At 63.0% G+C, this 22,563-nt stretch carries 18 protein-coding genes; 5 read left to right on the top strand and 13 right to left on the bottom strand.

The features are described 5' to 3' along the window. The first annotated feature begins 80 nt into the window (after window positions 1-80). The 5 genes from BHD07_RS22775 (at window position 81) to BHD07_RS22755 (ending at window position 6,324) form a co-directional block, all read left to right on the top strand. On the top strand, window positions 81-1,109 hold the full coding sequence (locus BHD07_RS22775) for an ABC transporter substrate-binding protein (protein WP_338283181.1): 1,029 nt from the start codon (window positions 81-83) through the stop codon (window positions 1,107-1,109). Window positions 1,110-1,281: 172 nt separating this feature from the next. Further along, on the top strand, window positions 1,282-3,510 hold the full coding sequence (locus tag BHD07_RS22770; RefSeq protein WP_338283180.1) for an ABC transporter permease: 2,229 nt from the start codon (window positions 1,282-1,284) through the stop codon (window positions 3,508-3,510). Further along, entirely contained in the window at window positions 3,507-4,568 is a 1,062-nt protein-coding gene (locus tag BHD07_RS22765) for an ABC transporter ATP-binding protein (protein ID WP_338283179.1), read from the top strand. Before BHD07_RS22770 ends, BHD07_RS22765 begins: the two co-directional genes overlap by 4 nt. A gap of 30 nt (window positions 4,569-4,598) precedes the next feature. Beyond that, entirely contained in the window at window positions 4,599-5,399 is an 801-nt protein-coding gene (locus BHD07_RS22760) for an inositol monophosphatase family protein (RefSeq protein WP_018097887.1), read from the top strand. Window positions 5,400-5,526: 127 nt separating this feature from the next. Next, window positions 5,527-6,324, top strand: a complete 798-nt coding sequence (locus BHD07_RS22755; RefSeq protein WP_102762907.1) for a potassium channel family protein — start codon at window positions 5,527-5,529, stop codon at window positions 6,322-6,324. An 87-nt stretch (window positions 6,325-6,411) separates the two neighbouring features. On the opposite strand, the gene BHD07_RS22750 is transcribed toward BHD07_RS22755, so the two are convergent. From BHD07_RS22750 to BHD07_RS22690, 13 genes are all read right to left on the bottom strand, one after another. After that, a complete protein-coding gene (locus BHD07_RS22750) occupies window positions 6,412-7,197 on the bottom strand; it encodes a hypothetical protein (protein ID WP_338283178.1) in 786 nt (261 codons plus the stop codon). Further along, on the bottom strand, window positions 7,184-8,479 hold the full coding sequence (locus tag BHD07_RS22745) for a hypothetical protein (protein WP_033046208.1): 1,296 nt from the start codon (window positions 8,477-8,479) through the stop codon (window positions 7,184-7,186). Before BHD07_RS22745 ends, BHD07_RS22750 begins: the two co-directional genes overlap by 14 nt. 122 nt (window positions 8,480-8,601) lie before the next feature. Beyond that, the gene (locus tag BHD07_RS22740) at window positions 8,602-10,164 is read right to left on the bottom strand and encodes an adenylate/guanylate cyclase domain-containing protein (protein ID WP_338283177.1); all 1,563 of its coding nucleotides are present in this window, start codon (window positions 10,162-10,164) and stop codon (window positions 8,602-8,604) included. 8 nt (window positions 10,165-10,172) lie between these two features. Further along, a complete protein-coding gene (locus BHD07_RS22735) occupies window positions 10,173-10,538 on the bottom strand; it encodes a response regulator (protein WP_100672407.1) in 366 nt (121 codons plus the stop codon). A 24-nt stretch (window positions 10,539-10,562) separates the two neighbouring features. Further along, window positions 10,563-13,316, bottom strand: coding sequence for a response regulator (locus BHD07_RS22730; RefSeq protein ID WP_338283176.1), 2,754 nt, complete (start codon window positions 13,314-13,316; stop codon window positions 10,563-10,565). Continuing rightward, window positions 13,313-14,071, bottom strand: coding sequence for a Tll0287-like domain-containing protein (locus BHD07_RS22725; RefSeq protein WP_338283175.1), 759 nt, complete (start codon window positions 14,069-14,071; stop codon window positions 13,313-13,315). The genes BHD07_RS22730 and BHD07_RS22725 overlap by 4 nt, the downstream gene beginning before the upstream one ends. Before the next feature lie 122 nt (window positions 14,072-14,193). Continuing rightward, window positions 14,194-16,113 carry a D-apionate lactonase gene (apnL, locus tag BHD07_RS22720; RefSeq protein ID WP_338283174.1) on the bottom strand — a complete coding sequence of 640 codons (1,920 nt, stop codon included), beginning with the start codon at window positions 16,111-16,113 and terminating at the stop codon, window positions 14,194-14,196. Continuing rightward, window positions 16,110-17,144: a Gfo/Idh/MocA family protein gene (locus BHD07_RS22715; protein WP_338283173.1), complete on the bottom strand. Its 1,035-nt coding sequence runs from the start codon at window positions 17,142-17,144 to the stop codon at window positions 16,110-16,112. Before BHD07_RS22715 ends, apnL begins: the two co-directional genes overlap by 4 nt. Window positions 17,145-17,150: 6 nt before the next feature. Next, window positions 17,151-18,215, bottom strand: coding sequence for an ABC transporter permease (locus BHD07_RS22710; protein WP_338283172.1), 1,065 nt, complete (start codon window positions 18,213-18,215; stop codon window positions 17,151-17,153). Beyond that, window positions 18,215-19,765, bottom strand: coding sequence for a sugar ABC transporter ATP-binding protein (locus BHD07_RS22705; protein ID WP_338283171.1), 1,551 nt, complete (start codon window positions 19,763-19,765; stop codon window positions 18,215-18,217). Before BHD07_RS22705 ends, BHD07_RS22710 begins: the two co-directional genes overlap by 1 nt. Further along, the gene (locus BHD07_RS22700) at window positions 19,762-20,406 is read right to left on the bottom strand and encodes a DUF2291 family protein (protein ID WP_338283170.1); all 645 of its coding nucleotides are present in this window, start codon (window positions 20,404-20,406) and stop codon (window positions 19,762-19,764) included. Before BHD07_RS22700 ends, BHD07_RS22705 begins: the two co-directional genes overlap by 4 nt. Window positions 20,407-20,571: 165 nt before the next feature. Continuing rightward, window positions 20,572-21,513 carry a D-ribose ABC transporter substrate-binding protein gene (locus BHD07_RS22695; protein WP_014527519.1) on the bottom strand — a complete coding sequence of 314 codons (942 nt, stop codon included), beginning with the start codon at window positions 21,511-21,513 and terminating at the stop codon, window positions 20,572-20,574. A gap of 69 nt (window positions 21,514-21,582) precedes the next feature. Then, window positions 21,583-22,410, bottom strand: coding sequence for a phosphogluconate dehydrogenase C-terminal domain-containing protein (locus tag BHD07_RS22690; protein ID WP_324764204.1), 828 nt, complete (start codon window positions 22,408-22,410; stop codon window positions 21,583-21,585). Between the last annotated feature and the right edge of the window lie 153 nt (window positions 22,411-22,563).

The following is a 22,563-nucleotide window of genomic DNA, read 5'->3' as shown; positions in this document are numbered from 1 at the left end:
CTGTATCCTCGTGCAGCATTTGCACGCGCTTGCAAAAGGCGTCCGGCACGGAGGCGCCGGCACAATCTGGGAGGAAACCGATGGGTTTGGTTAAACTGGCCGCGGCAGCGCTCGCCGCGGGTGCGACGTTCTTTGCCTTTTCCGCGCAGGCCGACGGAAATCTCAATCTGATCTGTTCGGCCGACGTGGTGATCTGCGAGCAGATGAAGGGCGCCTTCGAAAAGAAGACCGGCATCTCCGTCAACATGGTTCGCCTGTCTTCCGGCGAAACCTACGCGAAGATCCGGGCCGAGGCGCGCAACCCCAAGACGGACATCTGGTGGGCGGGCACCGGCGACCCGCATCTGCAGGCCGCCTCCGAAGGACTGACGCTCGAATACAAGTCGCCGATGCTTGGCGAATTGCACGAATGGGCCGTCAAGCAGGCCGAGAGTGCCGGCTACCGCACGGTCGGCGTCTATGCCGGCGCGCTCGGCTGGGGCTACAACACAGAGATCTTCAAGCAGAAGAACCTGAAGGAGCCGAAGTGCTGGGCGGACCTGCTCGATCCGTCCTTCAAGGGTGAAGTCCAGATTGCCAACCCCAATTCTTCCGGCACCGCCTATACCGCGCTCGCAACGCTCGTTCAGATCATGGGCGAGGACGAGGCTTTCGACTATCTGAAGAAGCTGAACGCAAACGTGTCGCAATACACGAAGTCCGGGTCCGCACCGGTGAAGGCCGCGGCGCGGGGGGAAACCGCAATCGGCATCGTGTTCATGCACGATGCGGTGGCGCAGACGGTGGAAGGCTTCCCTGTGAAGTCCGTGGCGCCCTGCGAAGGCACCGGCTACGAAATCGGCTCGATGTCGATCATCAAGGGTGCAAAGAACCTCGAGAGCGCCAAAAAGTGGTATGACTGGGCGCTCTCCGCCGACGTGCAGTCCAGTATGAAGGAGGCGAAATCGTTCCAGCTTCCTTCCAACAAGACGGCCAAGGTGCCGGAAGAGGCGCCGAAGTTCGAGGACATCAAGCTGATCGATTACGACTTCAAGACCTACGGCGATCCGGCCAAACGCAAAGAGCTCCTGGAGCGCTGGGACCGGGAGATCGGCGCAGCCGCGAACTGATCGCGCAACGCGCCTTTCAAACGGAGTCGAGCCGTCGGGAAACCGTCGGCTCGACTCCGGCAATCTCGGCCAGATGAGCTGTTCCGCTCGCATCGCGTTCTTTTCTAGCGGCAGCGATCTCGCTTGTATTCGGAACAACTCATCGTGACACGGCGGCACGGACAGCCCATCCATGAAAACCCACAACCGCAGACTGGATATCGCGCTGGCTCTCGGGCTTGCCGCCTTCGTCCTCCTTCCCTGGTACAGGATCGACGGCGGTTTCTTCGGCTTCGGCTGGCTTTCCGCCTTTCCGGAAGAACCGGCCGCAGCGCCGGGTCTCCTTCAGATCGCTTCCTTCGGTAAATGGTGGCTGATACTTCCGGCGCTGGCCATGATGGTCGCCGCCGCTGCTCGCCTCATCCACGATCCCGCGCGGCGAGGAAGCTTCCTTGCCTGGACGGGCGCAGGCGGCATCGCCGTTCTGGCCCTTCAGGGCCTCGCCATCGGCTTTTCCGGCTGGAACTGGACGATTAGCGAAGCGCTGTTCGGCGCGCTTGCGGACGGCCAGCCCTCAATGGGCGCGGGAGCGGTGCTCGCGGCGCTCGTCTTCGTCCTCCTTTTCGCCTTCGGGCTGGCCGAACGCGGCGTGATGAAGGGCGACGCCTTCGTCGTCTCGGCCATCTCGATGCTTGTCTTTCTCGTCGCCGTCTTCGTCTTCTATCCTGTCGGGAGCATGCTGGTCGGCGCCTTCCAGGATTTCGACGGCTCCTTCAATCCGGAAGGCTTCACCCGCAATATAATGGATCCGTCGATCTGGAGTCTCGACTGTGTCGTCGGCGGCGGGCGCTGCGGGATCGCCTGGCGGACTTTCTGGCTGGCGGTGATGACCGCGGGCGGCTCGACCATCCTCGGCCTTGCCTTCGCCCTCGTCGCGACCCGTACCGGCTTCCGTTACAAACGGAGCCTCCGGCTGTTGACGGTGCTGCCGATCATCACGCCGCCCTTCGTGGTCGGCCTCGCGCTCACCCTGCTCTTCGGTCGTTCCGGCGTCATCACCGAAGCCCTGTCCACGCTGATCGGCGTCGAGCCCGGCCGCTGGCTCTATGGCCTCACCGGCATCTGGATTGCGCAGGTCCTGTCCTTTACGCCCATCTCCTTCCTTGTGCTGATCGGAGTCGTCGAAGGCGTCAGCCCGTCAATGGAGGAGGCGTCGCAGACGCTGAGGGCGGACCGCTGGCGCACTTTCTGGCGCATCTCGCTGCCGCTGATGAAGCCGGGGCTTGCCAATGCATTCCTCATCGGCTTCATCGAAAGCATGGCCGATTTCGGAAATCCGCTGGTGCTGGGCGGCAGCCATGGCGTTCTTTCGACGGAAATTTTCTTCGCCGTCGTCGGCTCGCAGAACGATCCCTCCCGCGCCGCCGTGCTCGCCATCATTCTCCTGTGTTTCACGCTGACGGCCTTTTTGGCGCAGCGCTTCTGGCTTTCGGGAAAGAGCTTCGCGACGGTTACCGGAAAGGGCGACAGCGGCAGCCACGCCGCCCTGCCGCGCACGGTTTCAATCGCGGTCCATGCCCTGGTCATCCCCTGGGCGCTCTTCACGCTCGTCGTTTACGGCATGATCCTCGTCGGCGGCTTCGTGAAGACCTGGGGGCTGGACAACTCGCTGACGCTCACCCACTACGTAAAGGCATTCTCCGTCGAGTTCCGCGACGGCGGCATCGCCTGGACGGGCGTTGCCTGGAACTCCTTCTGGACGACGATGGAGATTGCCCTGATATCGGCACCGCTCACGGCAGCCGTCGGGCTCCTGACCGCCTATCTGATCGTGCGCCAGAGGTTCGCCGGCCGCGAACTCTTCGAGTTCGCCCTGATGATGAGCTTCGCCATTCCGGGGACGGTCATCGGCATCAGCTACATCATGGCCTTCAACCTGCCGCCGCTCGAAATGACCGGCAGCGCTCTGATCCTCGTTGCCTGTTTCGTCTTCCGCAACATGCCCGTCGGCGTGCGCGGCGGGGTGGCGGCGATGAGCCAGCTCGACCGAAGCCTCGACGAGGCATCTCTGACGCTCCGGGCCGATAGCTTCCGCACCATCCGCAAGATCATTCTGCCGCTTTTGCGGCCGGCGATCACGGCCGCCCTCGTCTATTCCTTCGTGCGCGCGATCACTTCGATCAGCGCCGTCATCTTCCTGGTCAGCGCCGAGTACAACATGGCGACGGCCTATATCGTCGGGCTGGTCGAAAACGGCGAATACGGCGTGGCGATCGCCTATTCCTCCATGCTGATCGTGGTGATGATATCGGTCATCGCCGGCTTCCAGCTTGTCGTCGGCGAACGCAGGCTTCGGCGCGAAAACCGCGTCCAGGCCGTTGCCCGCGCGCCCGCTCCCCTTCCCCAGGAGAAAACCGCATGACCGTCGTGGCTCCCGGTTCCGTCGTCTTCCGGAACATATGCAAGAAGTTCGGTGCCTTCACCGCCATTCCCGACCTGTCGCTGACCATCGAACCAGGCACGCTCGTCACCTTGCTCGGACCCTCCGGCTGCGGCAAGACGACGACGCTTCGGATGCTGGCCGGCCTCGAACATCCGACATCCGGCCGCATCCTGATCGGCGGCAAGGACGTGACGATGCTGCCCGCAAATGAGCGCGACGTCTCGATGGTCTTCCAGTCCTATGCTCTCTTCCCACACATGAACGCCCTCGACAACGTGGCCTACGGCCTGGAGTCGTCAGGCATGAAGCGCAAGGAAGCGCGCGAAAGAGCCGAGGAAGGACTGGCCCTGGTCGGCCTGCCCGGCATGGGCCAGCGCCTGCCGGCCGAGCTCTCCGGCGGGCAGCAGCAGCGCGTCGCGGTCGCCCGTGCACTGGTGCTGGAGCCCCAGGTTCTTCTCCTCGACGAGCCGCTGTCAAATCTCGATGCAAGGCTGAGGCGCCGCGTCCGGACCGAAATCCGTGAACTGCAGCAGCGGCTCGGTTTCACCGCGGTCTATGTCACGCACGATCAGGACGAAGCCCTTGCCGTCTCCGACCGCATCATCGTGATGAAGGACGGGAGCATAGCCCAGGAGGGTCCCCCGCGCGAACTCTACGAAACGCCGGCCTCCGCCTTCATCGCCGACTTCATGGGCGAAGCCAATGTCGTTGCCTGCGACGTGATCGACGTCGACGGTCACGAGGCCACGATCCGTGTGGAACGGCTGACGCATCGCGTGAGGGGCCGCGGAATGCGCCCCGGACCGGCGAAGCTTGCGGTGCGCCCGAACGCGATCACGCTGAAGCCGTCCGCAGCCGGCAGTTTTTCAGGCGAGATCACCCATACGGCCTATCTCGGCGATCACGTGGAGTACGAGGTCAAGACGGCAGCCGGGACGCTCTTCGTGGTCGACCCGGCGGTGGAGCGGGCACTTGCGCCCCAAACGAATGTGGCAATCGCCTTCAAGGAGCGCGGCATTGCCCTCATCAACGGTTAGCCCCGGCAATTTGCAACCAAGGATTCCCTAATGACATCTCACGTCGTCCCCGGGCTCGAAGCCCGCCTGGCATTGGCCGAAACCATCGGGCGCGAGGCGGGCGCAATGGCGCTCGATTTTTTCGCGCGCCGCGAAACGCTGATCATCGAAACGAAGCGCGACCCGCAGGACCTGGTTTCCATTGCCGATCGCGAAGTCGAAAATCTCATCCGCGATCGGATCGCGGAAGCGTACCCGGACGACGGCGTGCTCGGCGAGGAATATGGTCTCGTTCCCGGCCGCTCAGGCTTCACATGGGCGGTCGATCCGATCGATGGCACGAGCCCTTTCGTCAACGGCATGCCCAACTGGTGCGTCTCCATCGCCCTCGTTCATGCCGGCATACCGGTGGTGGGGGTCATCGCCGCACCATGCCACGGTGAACTCTACGCGGCGGCACTCGGCCTCGGCGCGCGTCTCAACGGCAAGGCGCTCACGCTCGATGGTTCGCGCACCATCCGCAACCACGTGACCGGGCTCGGCGCCAACAACTATGTCAAGCCGGCCTTCGTCGGACAGATGGTGGAAAACCTGCTGGAGGCCGGCGGCACCTTCATGCGCAACGGTTCCGGCGCACTCATGCTTGCCTATGTCGCCGCCGGCCGCCTAGTGGGCTATTACGAGCCCTATATGCACGCTTGGGATTGTCTCGCCGGCTACTGTCTCGTCCAGGAAGCGGGCGGCTGGCACCTGCCCTTCCCCACTGAGGGAGAGAGTTTGACGCGCGGCTCGATCGTCCTTGCCGCCGCGCCCGGCGCAGTCGACGACCTGAGGAAGCTTGCGGGCGTCTGACACTCGCGCCCATGCTGAATTGGGATTGCTTCCTGAACGGCACGGCTGCAACTTTGAGCTCGCCACGTTCCTGAACAGCCAAGGCATGCTCCTTGACCCGGGATTCGGCGTCCCCTATTTCAGCTCCATGGATATGACTGACCAGCTGCGGGCGCATTCGAAGTTAAATTCGACAAGGCTGGCGCTTCAGAGATTGGAACGCGGGCGGGACCCGTGGGCGTTGCGCTGGCAGGCGCTGCTTGCCATCATCGACCTCAGCATCCTCGCCTTTTTCATCCTCGGCCCCTATCTGAGAGCGGGTCCGTCCTATCTCATCATCGACTACATCATCGCCGCATGGATCGGTTGCGAGCTCATCGCGAGAGCGTTGGCCGCGCCTTCGATCGAGCGTTTCCTCCGGCGGCCGATGACCTGGATCGATGTGGTCATTCTCGGCACGCTTCTCTTCCCCGACCTGCTGTTCAACTTCGCCTTCCTCAGGGTGATGCGCATCTGGGCGATCGGCAAGAGTCCGCTCCTGCTCGAAGGTCTTCGCCGCGCCGGATGGTCGCATCTGCAGGATGTCTTCCGTGCCTGCCTGAACTTTCTCGTGTTCCTCTTCGTCGTCACCGGCTTCGTTTACACGACGTTCTTCTATCACCGGGAAGGCGGCGAAGGTTTCGTCGATGCACTCTATTTCACGGTGGCTACGATCACCACGACGGGCTTCGGGGACATCACCCTGCCGGGCACGCTCGGCAAGCTCACCTCGGTCATCACGATGATCGTCGGCATATCGCTGTTCGTAAGGCTCGCCCAGGCCGTTGTCAGGCCCTACAAGGTCAGTTTCCCCTGCCCTCAATGCGGCTTGCAGAGGCACGACACCGACGCCGTCCACTGCAAGGCCTGCGGTCATCTGCTCAACATACCCGATGAGGGTGACTGAGATGTACGAGACGTGAGGCTTTCAGTGTTTCAATGAAGAAGTGAAACGCCTCTAAATATTACACATCTCCGCCCGAAACCGCTGCACCTAACCCTTCGTCTTGGCTGTCGCGACCGGCTCCGTGGTCAGGTGAAAATCAACCATCTCCTTTTCAGTCAGGTAATAGAGCCGGTCCGGCGGTGTTTCGAGAGCGTTGATCCAGAGGCCGGGGCCTACTCCCATCGTATCGAGATGGCGGGCGACTCTGGCCGTGGTGGATTGTGCGAAAGACATGGCTTGGGCCGGTGTCGGCCGTTCCCCGCCGCCGCTGAAAACCTGATGCACGCCGATCAGTGCGTCCTTTTCCGCCACACGCGCGACACCCCCGGCAAAAACGATCGGGCAGGATGACGCGCAGAGCGCCTTCGATGCCACCTTGGTATCGAGCTTCTTCTCGCGGATCAGGTTCGACATCGCGAGCGCATCGTCCACCGAACCACCGGGCGAGTTGAGGGCCACGGTCCTTACATATTCGCCGCGCGCTTCGATCTCCTCGGCGAAGCGCGAACCGGCGCCGAGGTCGATCGTGCCCTCGGCGAGCAGGACACCGCCGGATCGGAGATCGAACCTCATCGGCTGGCGCAGCACTTCGTCGGAGCTTCCCGGTTGGACTGGCGGGCCGTTGGGCGCAGCCTCGGTCAATGCCGGAGGCAGGACCGGCCGATCCTCGAGCATCGGATCGAAACCGGGCAGTCCGGCATTCCTTGCGGAGATTTCGCGCAAGTCGATCAGCAGGAAGACCCCCGCGGCCGCCAGCATCGCGAAGAAGGCGCCGCGCATCAGCACACCGTCGTCGATCCGGACCAGCGCCTTGATCGCTTCATCGATCCTCATGCGACCGATCCTTTGCACGCGTCCTCGGGTCGAGGCTGGTGATGTTGTTCGGCTCCTCCGCTTCCGCCTGAGCGACTATATCGCCGAGTTGCCCGCCATTCGCCGTCACGGCGCGCTGCACTTCCAAGGCCTGCAGGAGCTCGGCCGCCGTGATGCGCTCGGCAAAGGGCAGTTTCTCCTCCTGCTTGCGGATGGCGCTGTGAACCGCGGCCAGAATGAAGACCAGCACCCCCGGCAGCAGGTCGATGGAAATGGCGCCCGCCCAGGCGGGAATGAAATCGGTCGCATAGCGCAGCACCGCCTCAGCGGATGAAAGCGGAACGAAACGCCGCTCCGCCACCGGCGCACGCGCCAATATTTCGTCAGCCGCTTCGGAGAGAACCTTGGATTGCGCTGCCACCGAGGCTCGTACAGTCTCCATCACCCGGTCCTGACGATTGACGAGATCGGCATCGCCGCCGTCGGCCACGGGTGCGATGAAGCCGAGCGACAGGTCGTCTGCGGCACGGCGGATCGAAGGCGCGATCGAAGTCTGTCCGAGCGACGTTATGACGCCTGTGAGCGCCACCACTTCCGAGGAGAACTGATCGGCACGCGGTGCGACCGCACCCGGCGCGGAAACCAGCGTCCGCATCGTCTCGAGCCGCTTCTGTCCCTGGTTGAAGAGTATCGTCACCTGTTCGCGGGAGGCGTTGATACCGTTTTCAAGATCCTTCATCTGCGCCGACATTTGCGACAGAAGCTGCACCACGCTTCCGGACCCCGTCGTGCCGGTGAGCGCTCCCGATTGCCGCTCCGAAGCGGCAAGCTGGGCGAAGCGTTCGGATGCGCGCTGGATATCGGGCAGCAGGCTCTGGGCCGCAAGCGCGTTCTGATGCGCCTGGTCCAGGTCGGCGGTATAATCCTCCACCGTTTCCGCAAGATGCTGTTCGAGCGCGGCGGAACCTGCCAGCGCCGCCGCATTGAGCCAGCTCGACATGGCGATGATCATCGCCGCACCCAGAGCCATCACGCCCAGCATGGCGGCTCGGCCCGTATGGTTGGTCACATGCGGATAGAAGCGGGCCATATAGGACCAGAAGGCGTAGATGCCGACGGAAACCGAGGCCGAGTAGATGATCGCCGCGAAGAAGACCGACGTCGGGGAGCCGTCGAGAATGCTGCGGACGCCGAGATAGGTATAGACGCCCGAGGCAAGCGCCAGCACCGCAAGTGCAAAACGCGTCATGGTTTCCACGGCCGCAACACCGTCATGCAAACGTTGGGATGCGCCGAGGGCCATGAGCACCATCTCCTCAGAGGAATGTATTCCTTAACAGAGAATGAAGAAACGGGCGGAATAAAGGCTGCCCGCAGGGCGAAGAGCCGGGATGCCGGAAAGAACCTCCCCGGAAACCGGAGCCGTCATCGAACGAGGTAGCTCTCGACTGCGCCTATGCCTCGCAGCTCCAGGGCGCAACGGCGCTCGAGCGTCCATTGACTGCGCAGCGCGCGCTTCGTCGCCTCGGAGATCTGTATGCAATCGGCCACCCCCTGGGATTCGAGCCGGCTCGCTATGTTCACCGTCTCTCCCCAAACATCGTAGACGAACCGGAGCCGCCCGATCAGTCCGGCGACGACGGGCCCCGTATGGATTCCGATCCGAACCCGAAAACGGTCGGGCCCGGCTTCCGTGTCCTGCAAGGATCGAAGCATGGACTTTCCGAGGGCCACGACCCGGTCGGCATGATCCGGCGCAGGCTCCGGAATCCCGCAGGCGGCCATATAGGCGTCTCCTATGGTCTTGATCTTCTCGACACGGTGCTGCTCCGTAAGCAGATCGAACCTCCTGAACATTCCGTCCAGGCGCCTGACCAGATCGGAAGCAGTCGATCTTGCTGCAATGGGCGAAAAGCCGACGATGTCGGCAAATAGAATGGAGACCTCTTCGAAGCGGTCGGCGATGATCTCTTCGCCATCCTGCAGCCGCGCAACGATCTGGTCGGGCAGGATCGCGCGAATGAGGGAATCCGCCCGCAGCTTTTCCGCTTTTATCTCCTGGAGGTAGCGATGCTCCCGGTCGAGCCAGCGCTTCTTCTCGAGCGTGGAGTTGATCCGCGCGCGCAGAAGTATCGGATTGAAAGGCTTCGTCAGATAATCGTCGGCGCCGGCCTCGATGCAGCGGGCTACCGCCGTGACATCACTCAAGCCCGAGATCATGATGACCGGTACGTGCTTCCATCGCTCCTCGGACTTCAATCGCGACAGCATCTCGATGCCGTTCATGTCCGGCATCAGAATGTCGAGCAGGATGAGGTCGAACTCGACCTCGGCCAATTTCGCCAGCGCGGACAGTCCGGATTCGGCGGTGACCACGCGGTGACCTTCGCGCCGCAGCCGCCGGGACAGGAGATCACGATTGCTGGCCACGTCGTCGACGACGAGGATCCTGCCCCCCTGCTCCGGCCATGCAATCTCTTGCGCCTTGAACAGAAGTCGCTCGAGCCCTGCCGCGTCGATTTCGGCGCGTTCCCCCGGTTGAAGCATCTCGACCGTTTCCCCGCGCGAAAGGCTGGCGATAGCGTCGACCTGCCTCAGGAGCTCTGCCGCCGCCGACAGTATCACATGGAGGTCTTCCTTCAGCGCATGCTCCGGCGCATCGCCTGCCTCTTCGAGGATCATTTCGGAATAGCCTATGATGGCGTTGAGCGGCGTGCGCAGGTCGTGGCGGAGCCGTGCCTCCGCCTCCGCTTCTCCTTCCTCCAGAGCGCAGGCCGTGCCCTCGAGAAGGCGATCTATAAAGCCGTTCAGTTGCCTTGCTGCAGCACCGATCCGGTCGAGATCGCTGTTAATGTGGATCAAACCGAGATCCCGCGCCTGCTCGATCAGCAGTTCCTGGAAGCCCAGGATTGCCCGCGCCGGGCCGGCCAATCGCTGGGCCACGTGAGCGGCGATCGCCTGGTGCTGGAAGTCGTTGCCGGTGGTCATTTTCCCACCTATACCGCGAGCAGCCGCTCGATCTTGCGAACGAGTTGGGGCAAGTCGACCGGCTTGCTGTCGTAATCGTCGCATCCGGCTTCAAGCGCCATCTCCCGGTCGCTCGCCATTGCATGCGCCGTCAGGGCGATGACCGGTATTCCGGATGTCAGCGGATTGGCCTTGATCCGTCGTGTCGCTTCCCAGCCATCCATCACCGGCAGGCTCATATCCATGAGGATCAGGTCCGGCTTTTCGGATGCGGCAAGTTCGACGCCGGCCTTTCCGTTTTCAGCAATCAGCACGTCGAAGCCCCGGCGAGACAACCGCCGGGAAAGCATGTCGCGGTTCATTTCATTGTCTTCCACCAGAAGGATTCTCGTCATTTGCGGCTCTCCTCCTGCATATGTTCAGCCGTCCGCGAGGGCTTTGCCGACCGAAGCGCCCGTTCCGATCTGACGTTCGAGGGCGGCGACCAGCTGGGAGCGGCTGTTTGCGCCTTTGTTCACGACAGCGACGGCGCGGTCGCGCAACCATTTCAGCTCGTTTGCGGAGAGGTCCTTCGACGTGACCACCACCACCGGAATGTTCTGCAGCTCCGGAATCCTCTGCATTTCGCTGAGCGTCTGGAACCCATCCATTTCCGGCATCAGAAGGTCGAGCAGGACGAGACGCGGCAGAATCCGCTTCATCATTTCCAGTCCGCGGATGCCGTCGCCCGCTTCGTGTACGGTCCACTTTCTCTTGACCAGAATGCGCCTGAGAAACTCGCGGGAGGCCTGGTCGTCGTCGACGACCAGAACGTCGTGCTTGCCGCTCCCGAATGTCTCGATCGTCCGGACCAGCTTGTCGGTATCGATCGGCTTCGTCAGATATTCGACCGCGCCGAGCGAAAGACCCAGCTCGCGGTCCGCCAGGATCGTCGCCAGGATCACCGGGATCGTGCATAATTCGGGATCGTTCTTCAGAGCGCGCAGGACCGACCAGCCGTCCTGATGCGGCATGATGATATCGAGGATGATCGCGTCTGGCCGATGCTTGCGTGCGGCAGCCAATCCTTCCTGTCCGTTCGATGCCTCGATGGAGGCAAGGCCCGCTTCCGCCAGTGCCTTTGCGATAAGACTGCGGGCAGCGGGCTCGTCGTCGATGATGAGTGCGGTGCGGCCCGACCCGACCTGTGGTACGGGTGCGGCCGAAGGTCCGTCGGCCTCTCTCTCGCACTGCGCCGGCACCTCCATGGTGAACATGGAACCCTTGCCGAATTCGCTTTCGACGGTAACGACGCCGCCGATCATGCGGCAGAAGCTGCGCGTGATGCTCAAGCCCAGGCCCGTGCCGCCGTAGTTTCGGGTGGTGGAGGCATCGGCCTGGGTGAAGGCATTGAAAAGCCGTTCCTGCTGCTCCGGTGACATGCCGATGCCGGTGTCGGAGACCTGGAACACAAGCCAGTCGCGGTCCGATCTTTGCTCCCGCCGGACCCTCAGGGTCACTCGCCCGCCATTCGTGAACTTGGCCGCATTGCTGAGCAGGTTGAAAAGGTTCTGGCGCAGCTTGGTCTGGTCGGAATGCATCTCGCCGAGATCGGCTTCGAAGTCGTGCGTGAACTCGTTTCCGTTTCTGGCCATCAACGGCGCGACCGTCGCCGCAACGTCACGGAGCAGGTCGGCAACGCTGAAGGTCTCGAGGAAAACCTCCATCTTGTTCGCCTCGATCTTCGACAGGTCGAGAATGTCGTTGATGAGCGAAAGAAGATGGCGACCCGCGGACGCTATCTTGTCGAGGTCCGGAACGAGCTCCTCATCCTCGTGATCGCGTGCCTCCTCTATCAGCATCTCGCTGTAGCCGATGATCGCATTGAGGGGCGTGCGCAACTCGTGGCTCATGGAGGCGAGGAACTGGCTCTTGGCCTCGTTTGCCGACTCGGCGTGGCTCTTCGCGCGCTCGAGTTCGACCTGCCGCTGCTTGAGCTCGGTGATGTCGGTGTAGACGGCGACCGTTCCGCCGTCCGGAATCTTGCGTTTGCTGATGCGGACCCACTTGTCGCCGAACCGCTTCTCGTCGACGAGGCCGGCAGGGTCCCGATGCAGCCTTACGCGCTCGTCGACCCACTCCTGCGGCGACTTGCCTTCGAGATCCACCTGGCCGATCTCGAGGTTCTGCTCCACGATTTCGCGGAAGCTCCTGCCGCGGAGTGTGTTCGGCTTGTGGCTCGGGAAGATTTCGCAATATTTGCTGTTGGCGACCAGTATCCTGTCTTCGGAGTCATAGAGGACGAAGCCATCCGAAATCACCTCGAGCGCGGCTGCGATCGTCCGCCGCTGCCGCTCCGCTTCGTCTTCGAGTTTTTTCTTTTCGATGGCGCTTTCCCGGAAGAGCGAAAGCGTCCTTGCCATCGCTCCCAGTTCGTCGCCGCCCTCTTCGGGGATATCGACGTCGTAACGTCCCTCCGTCAGGTCACCGATGACGCGATTGAGGCGCCGCAGCGGGCCGACGATAGAGCGCAGGACGAGGAGCGTCAGCAGCGAACCGATCAACACCACGCCGCCCACCAGGATGGCCGCGGTTGTGGCTGTTTTCTCGGTTTGCACGACGACCTCGTTGCGGGCAGCTTCCGCCTCGGCCTTTACCTGTTCCACGAGCCTGTTGAGATCCGCATCGACCTTGCCGCTGTGGGTGCGCGCCTTTGCCAGCAAGGCGTTGCCGACGATGCGGTTGTCCTGGGTGTAACTGTCGGCTGCCTGCAGAGCCGTTTCGACATAGGCGTCGACTTCCGTACGAATTGCCTCCACCGCCTCGGGCGCGTGCTTTGCAAGGCCCGCCAACTGTTCCTGCAACCGTTCGCGGGCCTCGTCGGCGTTGCGCTGGGAGTTCATCAGCAGACTGACGGAGAGATCGGTCAGCCAATATCTGAGATCGCCGAATGCCACATGGGCCGATGCGGCCGATGCCGCCCGATCGAAGAGCTCCCTGGTTTCGGCCATGCGCTCGGCACTGCGATAAAGCGCCTGCGTGAGAAACAGGGATGAAAGGACAAGGCTGATCAGGCCGGCCGCGGTGAGCGCGGCCACGCGGGCAGAGATCGGCAGATCGGTGATCCGGCTGTCGAGCCTTTTCGCGGGCCGGGCGGCCTGTGTCGACCCGAGCTCATGCCCAAGCGCGCTCATTTGAACAAGACGATGCTGATGGCACCGCCCAGATCGCCGGCCTTGCCGCCTTCCTTCGGATAGCCGGTGACGTCGATTTCACCCTTCGGCGAACCGTGACAGGAAAGACAGGACTCCGTGTAATATTCCGGCAGCAGCATCCGGAACGCCGGGCGGCCGTTCACCTGCGTCACTTCCGTATAGAGTTCACCCTTCGGCCTCTGCGGATCCGAGAAGACCTCGTTGATGACCCGGGCCTCCCAGGCATCGGGAAGCGACTTGCGGTTGCGCACCAGAACCTCCGGCGCCGTCACTCGGACCAGCGCCTCATTGCCCGCCTTGACGGCAAATTTCTCGTTCATCAGACGCGCGAAAATGGCCGGGACGAAACCCTTGAACCCGATCCCGGGGCGGTTTATGTCGTCCTGCTCTTCATTCACGACTTCCCGCATCGCCTCGACCTGCGCCTGGAGAAGCTTGCGGTCGCGATCGCCGAGATCATCCGAGATCAACGGATGGCCGGTGCGCTCGCCATAAAGGGCGATCGCTTCGGCCGTGAACCGCTCGCCGTCGAGTTTCTTGTCTCCGATTGCCGGGTCATTGATGAGCGACTGGTAATTCGAAAGGACGTTTCGGGCGGCTCGCAATAATTCGGCAAGCCGCGTCCCGGTCGCGACGTCATCGGCCTCCTCGGCAGCAAGCGAAGGTGCGAAGAGCGCGCAACCGCACAATAGCGTGACGATGCAGTTTCGCGCCAGGGCTGCAAGAGCTTCCATTTTCTTACCCCCCAGGAGGAAGCGCAAGCCGAGAGGATACCACAGGAGGGCGCGTGGAAGGAGTCACCAGTAGTCGTCGCTCTCGCGCTTTCGCGCTCAAGCCTTCATCCGACCCACGTGAATCACTGCATATCGATGCGGGCAGCCGCATAAGCGGACAGGTCGAGGCTGTCGCTTTGGTGCGCTTTCGCCTTCGGTTCCTCCGCGCCATTGCGCAACCAGCTCTCGTCGAGAAGCGTAAGGCTAAGCGCGCCGGCCTCGGGAAGCATCACCCGTTGCAGATCGGGTGTAAGATTGGCAAGCAACAAGGTGGTCGTTCCATTCAACACCGCACCAAGGCCAGCAACGCATTCGGGCGCGGATGTTTCGACCGCGATCCGCATGCTGTCCGACAGCTGCGCGAGCCAGGTCAGGACATGAGACAGCGGCCTCGTCCGACCGGCTTCGACGGGCTCACCGGCGCCGGCGATCAGCCCGAATGGTCCCGTAAGCGTCGAAAGCGTCAATAGCTCGGGCTCCGCATCGGCAACCGTCGCGGCATAGGCAAGCGTCCAGGCAGCGCCGAAGAGCGCGTTATGTCGGGGGTCCCGCGCCGCCATGGCGATCCGCTTGCCGAACGGATTGTCCTTCGTCGCGCTGCCATAGGGGTTCTGGCGCATGGCAATCGTGGAGGGACCTATGCGATAGGGCTTCGCGCCATAGATCGCGCGGACGGACCGGGTTACATCCCGCAACGCCTCGAAGGTCTGCATCACACTCGTGTCGTCGGCCGCATGGACGATCGGGCTGGTGCAGTGGGTGACGTAGGAAAGTCCTTCGGCGGGCACCCGCTTACGGTTGAGCTCGGTGAAATAGCTGAACATGCCGCCGCCGAGCGGCACGCCCGGAAATGCCTTCCGAGCGGCCGCATAGATGTCTTCGAGCGGCGGGCATTCCGGCCAGACGCTCCCGGGCGGCGTCGACTGCCGGTCGACCGAGGGAGAGACGGACAGGCTTGCGAGGTCGAGGCCGCTCTGGCGCACAAGCTGCGCGATCTCGCCGAGTTCCGCATCGAGGGGTCGCTTGCATGGAACGAAACATTCGAGCGTCACCGCGCAGCCCGACGCGTCGGCCACGCTTCGGAAGTGCCGAAGGACAGCCAGACCGTGACCGGCATCCGGATCGAAATGGCAGACGAGATGCCGTGCGCCGACGCGCTTCACAAGCCCCGCATTGTCCAGCTCTTCGGCTGCAGCGTCCGGCCGCAGGCCGATGCCGATCTCGGGCAATCTTCCCGCATCGCGCCTGAGCGAAAGGCGAATTTTATCTTGCCTGCTCTCTTCCTGCTCGACGGTGTCCTCAGCCGCGAGGATGGACAGCGTCACGCTCTGGTGCACCGTCTCCCCCGCCTTCAGCAGATAGGGCCAGGGCAGTTCCAGCGGACGCACGTAGGTCTTGTAGGAGCCGTCGGTCCAGTTTCGCTGGTCCTCCATCTCGAACTCGTCGCCGGCGAAGCGGCACTCGGCCTTGATGTCGGGCGACACTTCGTGAGTAATTGCCGCGATGTCCATGAACGGCTGCCAGGGCTCGATGAGGTCCGGGAAGACCGACCGCTCGACCGTGCCGTCTCCATGCTCCACCTCGACCGGCCGCCCGGCCAGACCGACGATCGGATGCAGGACGGCGAAGCCGGCGCGCGCCGTTTCGAAATCGCGATCCGGCGTGAAGCGCGCGCCGAAGACGAGGCGGTCGGGCTTCAGGTCGATGGTCGCGCTGCAATCGAGAAGAGCCCCGTCCGGCGACCGGAACCTGGCGGAGTACCGAACGACTGTCCCTGCCCGGCCCTCCTCAAATGTGAGGCCGCCGATTTCCGCCTCGCAGGTACCCCAATCCCGGTCTCGGACGAGAAAGGAGATGGCCCTGAGTACCTCCTTGCCGGCAAAGCGGATCGTGCGCAGATTGCCGCTAACGAAATCGGCGCTCAAGCGGCCCGCCTCGATCCTGCGCGCCTCCGGCTCCTTCTCGTCGGTGCCGAAGAGGAGAAAGGCACGGGAGACCGTCATCCGAGAACCTCCGCGAGTGATACGGTCCGCCCTTCCGCCGCGCTCAGATAGGAGGCCTCGACCAGGGCGAAGGTCTCGAGATTGTCGCGGCCGGACGTATCCGGCTCGCGTCCTTCCCGCAAGGCTTCGATCCAATGCTGCTGGATCAGCGCGACGCTCTCCTGAATGTTGTGCCAGGGTGGCGACGCCCAGGAAAGGACGGGCGGTTCCACATTCGTCAGCTTCGTAGCCCCCTTCGCGTGAACGGCAAGGTGATAGCCCTGCGTTAGCCGCAAGGTGCCCTTGCTCCCGTCCACCTCCACGAGGGTCTCGGGAAAGGGCTCGATCGGCAGCCTGGTCGCGTAGCTGCAGTCGACGATCGATGTGATCCCCCCGTCATGGTCCAGGAGCATCGTCGCGACGTCCTCGCCGGCAATCGCCGGATTGACTCGGCACGTGCGCGCGGTCACCGCCGTCGCATCTCCGAAGATGTAGCGCGCGACGTCGAGCGCATGAATGCCGAGATCCTCGATAATGAAGCGCTTGCCCGTGGCGAGATAGGGCTGGCCGGAGAAGACGTCGTAACCCGATCGGAAGCTTATCCGCCCCCAGAACACCTCGCCGATCGCGCCGCTGTCGATCGCCGCCTTTACCGCCCGTATCGCCGACTGCCAGCGGAAATTCTCGTGAACCATGAACGCCACGCCTGATTTCGCGCAAGCCGAGACCATTGCCTTGGCGTCCTCCATGGTGGGCGCGATCGGCTTTTGACAGATCGTCGCGACCCCGTGTCGTGCGGCCATTTCCACCAGCGCCCGGTGGCTTCCCACGGTCGTCGCGATGTCGACGAAATCGAAGCCGCCATCGGCAAAAAGGTCCTCGGCGGAGGTGTAGCGCCGCTGAATGTCGAACGCGTCGCCGACCGCCTTCAGCCTCTCGGGGTCGCGATCGCAGATGGCAACGATGCGTGCCCCTTCGGCGTCACGCCAGCCGTGCATCTGGTTGACTGCGAAGAACCCGCAGCCGATCAGCGCGCCTTTGAGGTCTGTCATGCCCCGTCACCCCTTTTTCGCAAGCTGCATCAGCGTGACCTGTTGCTGCAGCCGGCGTTGCGCCTGATCCACCACGACGGCGACGATGATCACGATCCCCTTGATGACCATCTGCCAGAAGGACGAGATGCCCATCATCACGAGACCGTCGGAAAGAATGCCGATAACGAAGGCGCCGATGATGGTGCCGCCAATCGTCCCGCGGCCGCCGGACATCGACGTGCCTCCGAGAACCGCTGCGGCAATGGCATTGAGCTCGAAGGAATTGCCCGTCGCCGGGTGTGAGGCCATGAGTTCCGACGATATGACCAGTCCGACGATCGCCGCGCAGAAGCCGGAGAACATATAGACGAACATCTTCACCCGGTCGACCCGGATGCCGGACATGCGGGCGGCACGCTCGTTGCCGCCGACGGCGAAGATATGCCGGCCGATCGGCGTGTACCTGGCCACGTACGCGGCCGCGAGCGCCACGACGATGAGGATCCAGATCGAAACCGGCAGACCGAGAAGCCGGCCGGAGCCGAGGAAGGCAAAGCCCGTCGTCGCGAGTTCCGGCTTGCCGACGAGGTTGGGGAATGTCTGGCCGCCCGATGAAAGCAGGGCAAAGCCACGCGCGACATAAAGCGTGCCGAGCGTGGCGATGAAGGGTGCGACGTTGAGCTTGGTGATCAGGAGCCCGTTGACCGCGCCGATGACGATCCCGACGGCGAGCGTGATGAGGCAGACCTCGACGACGTTGAAATAGACCGTGTAGCCGAACTGCAGATCGATGCCGTTGAGGATGAGCCCGCCGGCCACCATGCCGCAGAGCCCGACGATCGAACCGACGGAAAGATCGATGCCGCCGGTGATGATGACGAAGGTCATGCCCATGGCCAGGAAGGCGTTGAGCGCCACATGCTTCGACATCAGGATCAGATTGGCGGTCGAAAGAAAGTTCGGCGCGAAGATCGAGAAGAAGGCGATAACCGCAAAGAGGGCGATGAACGTCCTGAGCTTCATCAATGTGAGCAGCACCGAGCCGCTCGTCGCGTCGGTTGCGTTGGTGGTTGCCGTTGCCGTCGTCATCAGGCGTGTTCCCTTGTCGTTTTATGACCCTCGGCCGAAGCCTTCACGATCATCTCTTCCGTCGCGTCCGCGCGGTCGATGACCGTGACCAGCCGTCCGTTGCTCATGACGGCGATGCGGTCGGAGAGCGCCATGACCTCTTCGAGGTCGGAGGTGGAAAAGAGGATGGCGAGCCCCTCGCCGGCAAGCCGGCGCATGGTGCGGAAGACGTCCGCTTTGGCGCCGACATCTATGCCGCGGCTGGGTTCGTCCATCAGCAGCACCTTCGGTTTGGTCATCAGGGCCTTGCCGATGACGACCTTCTGCTGGTTGCCGCCGGACATCGAGGTCACCTCGAAGTCCGGGTTGGGTGCCTTGATGGAAAGATCGCGGATGGCCGCCGCGATCGAGGCCTGCTCCCGCGCGCCGACAATATGGAAGCCGAAGCGCACGAAGCGGTCGAGGCTCGCAAGCGTCAGATTGCTGGCGATGGAAAGCGCCTGGACGAGACCCTCGCGCTGGCGATCTTCCGGAATGAGCGCCAATCCTGCGCTGATCCTGCCCGACGTGTCGCTGGCGTCGACCTCCGTCCCGCCGACGAAGATCCGCCCCGAGGAATGCGGGTGCTGACCCATGACGCATTCGAAAAATTCGCTGCGGCCGGCCCCCATCAGCCCGTAGATACCCAACACCTCGCCCGCACGTACCGAGATCGAGACATGGTCGACCGCGAGCCCGCCGGTCCGGCGCGGCAGGCAGATCTCCTCGGCGCGGAACGCCTCCTCCCCGAGGCGGTGGTCGACCGATTTGGCGAAATCCTTCGCGTCCGAGCCGATCATCGACCGGACGATCCATCTGGTATCGATGTCCTTGACCATGGCGTGGCCGGTGATCTGTCCATCCCTGAGCACGGTGATGTAGTCGCCGATCCGCATCAGCTCTTCGAGCCGGTGAGAAATGTAGACGATCGCCACCCCTTGCGCCTTCAGCTCGCGGATGACCTTGAAAAGGACATCAACCTCCGCCGCCGAAAGGGCCGACGTCGGCTCGTCGAGAATAAGGATGCGGGTATCGAGCGAGATCGCCTTGGCGATCTCCACCAGCTGCTGCTGCCCGATCGGCAGGTCTTCGACGAGCGTCTCGGCATCGATCCCGGCATCGAGCCTGTCGAGGAACCCGGTTGCCCTCTCGACCTGCGCGCGATGATCGATGCCGCGAATGCCCCGGGTCAGCTCACGGGTCGCGAAGATGTTCTCGGCAACCGAGAGGTTGCCGAACAGGTTGAGTTCCTGGAAGACCATGCCGATGCCATGGCGCTGCGCGTCGGCTGGCGAATGGAATTCCACCTCCTGGCCGTCGAGCAGGATGCGGCCGAGCGAGGGCTTCTCGACGCCGGCGATGATCCGCATCAGGGTCGACTTGCCGGCACCGTTTTCGCCGACGAGCACGTTCACGGCGCCGCGCCGGAGCGAAAGGTTCGCATGGCGCACCGCAACGATGCCCGAATAGACCTTCGTCACGTCTTCGAGGCGCAGGACGCAATTGTCGTCGTCAGCTGGGTGCATGATCATCCGCCCACCGTCAGCTGAGCCGGAACGAACAGCGGCAATTGGCCCTTGGCGGGCAGCGGATAGGCGCCGACAGCGTCGAGTTTCTTGCCGACAAGTTCGTCGCGGGACAGCTTTTCCAGCACCAGTCCGTTGACGTGCGTGTTGAAGGCCTTGCCGAACTGCGCCCACTCGATCTGGTTCTTGAATTCGTTGAAGTTGACGAAGTCGAGGCTGTCGCGGATCGCCGTGCCGCGGATCGCCGGGCCGATCTGCACGCGCGCGTCCGCCTTGCCGTCTCCGTTCGCATCGACTTCCACATAGGCCGAACGCGACTTCGTTTCGGCCTTGACGATGGTGCCGGAGAGACGCGCCGCAAAAGTCCAGGGGGCACTTCCCTGCTTTTCCTTGTGGCCGTATTTGGCACCCGCCGCCTGCGGATCGCTCTCGGCAAGAGCTGTCACTTCGACGAACGGACCGGCCTTTCTGTTGAGATAGGGGAGCACTTCGGCGTCCCAGATCTCGGCGACCATGCGATTGGGATTGAAGCCGCCGGAGGCAGCCTCGGCGGCCTCTTCGGCAGTCGGCGTCTTGATGATCTTGCAGCCCGAGAGTGCCATCACGCCCGCAACCACAAGTGCGGCCGCGACCTTAAACTTCGGCATCGAAATTCACTCCATGACAGGACAGGCGCGCAGCGTATCGGCCGCGTGCCCAGCGCATCGCCCCGAAAAGCGAAGCCGGTTTTCGGTAAGCACGGTGCGCGGATTCGAAGGCTTAGCGGGTGCGGACGGTTTTCGCCCGCTCCCGCTGCAACTCATTGGAACGGATCAATCCGCCAGCGCGAAGGTCTCGAGCTGGTCGGCGTTTTCGCTATTAATCAGCACGCAGTCCATGAGCTGTTTTTCTTCCGCCGGCGCCTTGCCGGTGGTGATGTATTCGTGAGCCTGCTGCACCGCCATCTGCGCCTGGGCGTAGGCCGGCTGCAGGACGGTGGCCTTAATGCCGCCGGACTTGATCGAGTCGCGAACGTCGTTCGAGCCGTCGAAGCCGACGACGATCACGTCCTTGCGGCCGGCCGCCTGCAACGCGGCGATCGCGCCCATGGCCATCGTGTCGTTGCCGGAGATAACGCCCTTGATGTCGGGATTGGCCTGAAGGATCGTCTCCATCTTGCTGTAGCCCTCGGTCTGGCTCCAGTTCGCCGACTGCTGCGCCACCATCTTCATCTCCGGATATTCGTCGATGACGTCGTGGTAGCCCTTCGAACGGATGCCGGCGTTGAGATCGGCTTCGCGCCCGAGCAACTCGACATAATTGCCGGACTCGCCCATCAGCTTCACGAATTCCTCGGCACCGAGTTGCGCGCCCTGATAGTTGTTGGAGACGATCTGCGAGACGGCGACCCCCGTCGCATTGATCTCACGATCGATCAGGAAGGACGGCACGCCCGCATCCTTCGCCTTCTGGACGGCCGCAATGGAGGCTTCAGAGCCGGCATTGTCGAGAATGATCGCCTTGGCGCCGCGGCCGATCGCGGTGTCGATCAGCTGCGATTGCTTGTTCGCATCGTCGTCATGCACGAGGACCAGCGTTTCGTAGCCGAGTTCCTTCGCCTTGGCCTCGGCACCCACTGCTTCAGCCTTGAAGAAGGGGTTGTCGTGCGACGGCGTGATGATGGCGATGAGATCGGCCGCATAGGCCGGAATGGCGGAGCTCGCCGCCAATACCGCCGCGAAAGCGGCGATGGTCATTCTGCGTGTCAGTTTCATCTGCTTTTCCTCCCAGGTTGAAAAAACGTCGGAGCTGTCCTCACAGGCTCCGGTATTCCGTTCGCGCGATCAGGTAATGCGGCGGATGCTGTCGGCGATCTCCTGCGGCTCGAAGACGCGTTTCCAGTCCTCGCGCATGAGCATCGGCTTGCCGAATTCGATGGCCTTGTTGCAGGCGTCGGAGAAGACGCCGGGCGTCTCTTCGAAGATCACGGCGCCGAGCACGTTCATGTGGCCGAGCAGGAAGTCGCGCGCGGCCTCTTTCGGGACGCCACGCTTGACGCACTCCTCCATCGCCTCGCGCATCACGACCAGCAGCGAGGCGCAGACCGTTTCGGAGAGGCCCGGCTCCAGCAGCGCAATCTGTTCGACCGTCACCCGGTGCGAGCGCATTACCGGCGCCCAGATGACCTTTGCGATCTCCTCGCCGAGCGCATAGGCCTCTTCCGGCCCCTGCATCAGTGCGGAGACGATGTGCTGCTTGGCCGCGACTCCGCCGAAGAAGTCGCGCTTGGCCGCCGGGTCCGTCTCGTCGTTGAAGATCGGCGGGTGGCAGGGATGGGTAACGAAATAGGTAAGATCGCCGCGCTCCGGCAGATGACCGGCATAGGGTGCGGCCGCATCGAGGACTATGACCATCGTTCCGGGCTTCAGTCTATCCACAATCGCGGAAGCAACCTTGCCGATCGCCGTATCGGGCACCGCCAGAATGACCACCTCGGCACCGTCCAGCGCCTCATCGGCAGCGACGGCCTGAAGCCCGAGCTCGTCGGCCAGCCGCGCCTTGCCCGCCTCGCTCACTTCGACATGGCGCACGTCGAAACGCGAGCCTTTGAGGTTCTTGGCCAGGCGGCAGCCCATCTTCCCGCCGGCGCCGAACAGGGCAATCGATGTCATTCGCAACTCCTCAGCTATCTCGACGATCCGAATAGCCGAACTGGTATAATGAGTCAATGAGCATATCACTGTTGAGCGCCAGCAAAAGGAGTCGGTGGTTGACAGGTAACGATTTTCGGATTAGGAATGACGAAATTCAAAATTCGTCACTCA

Origin of the sequence: Sinorhizobium sp. KGO-5, assembly GCF_036245905.1 — a bacterium.
Lineage (GTDB): Bacteria > Pseudomonadota > Alphaproteobacteria > Rhizobiales > Rhizobiaceae > Sinorhizobium > Sinorhizobium meliloti_A.
The sequence above is the reverse complement of the archived record's forward strand: the minus strand, read 5'-3'. Positions and strand labels throughout refer to the sequence as shown.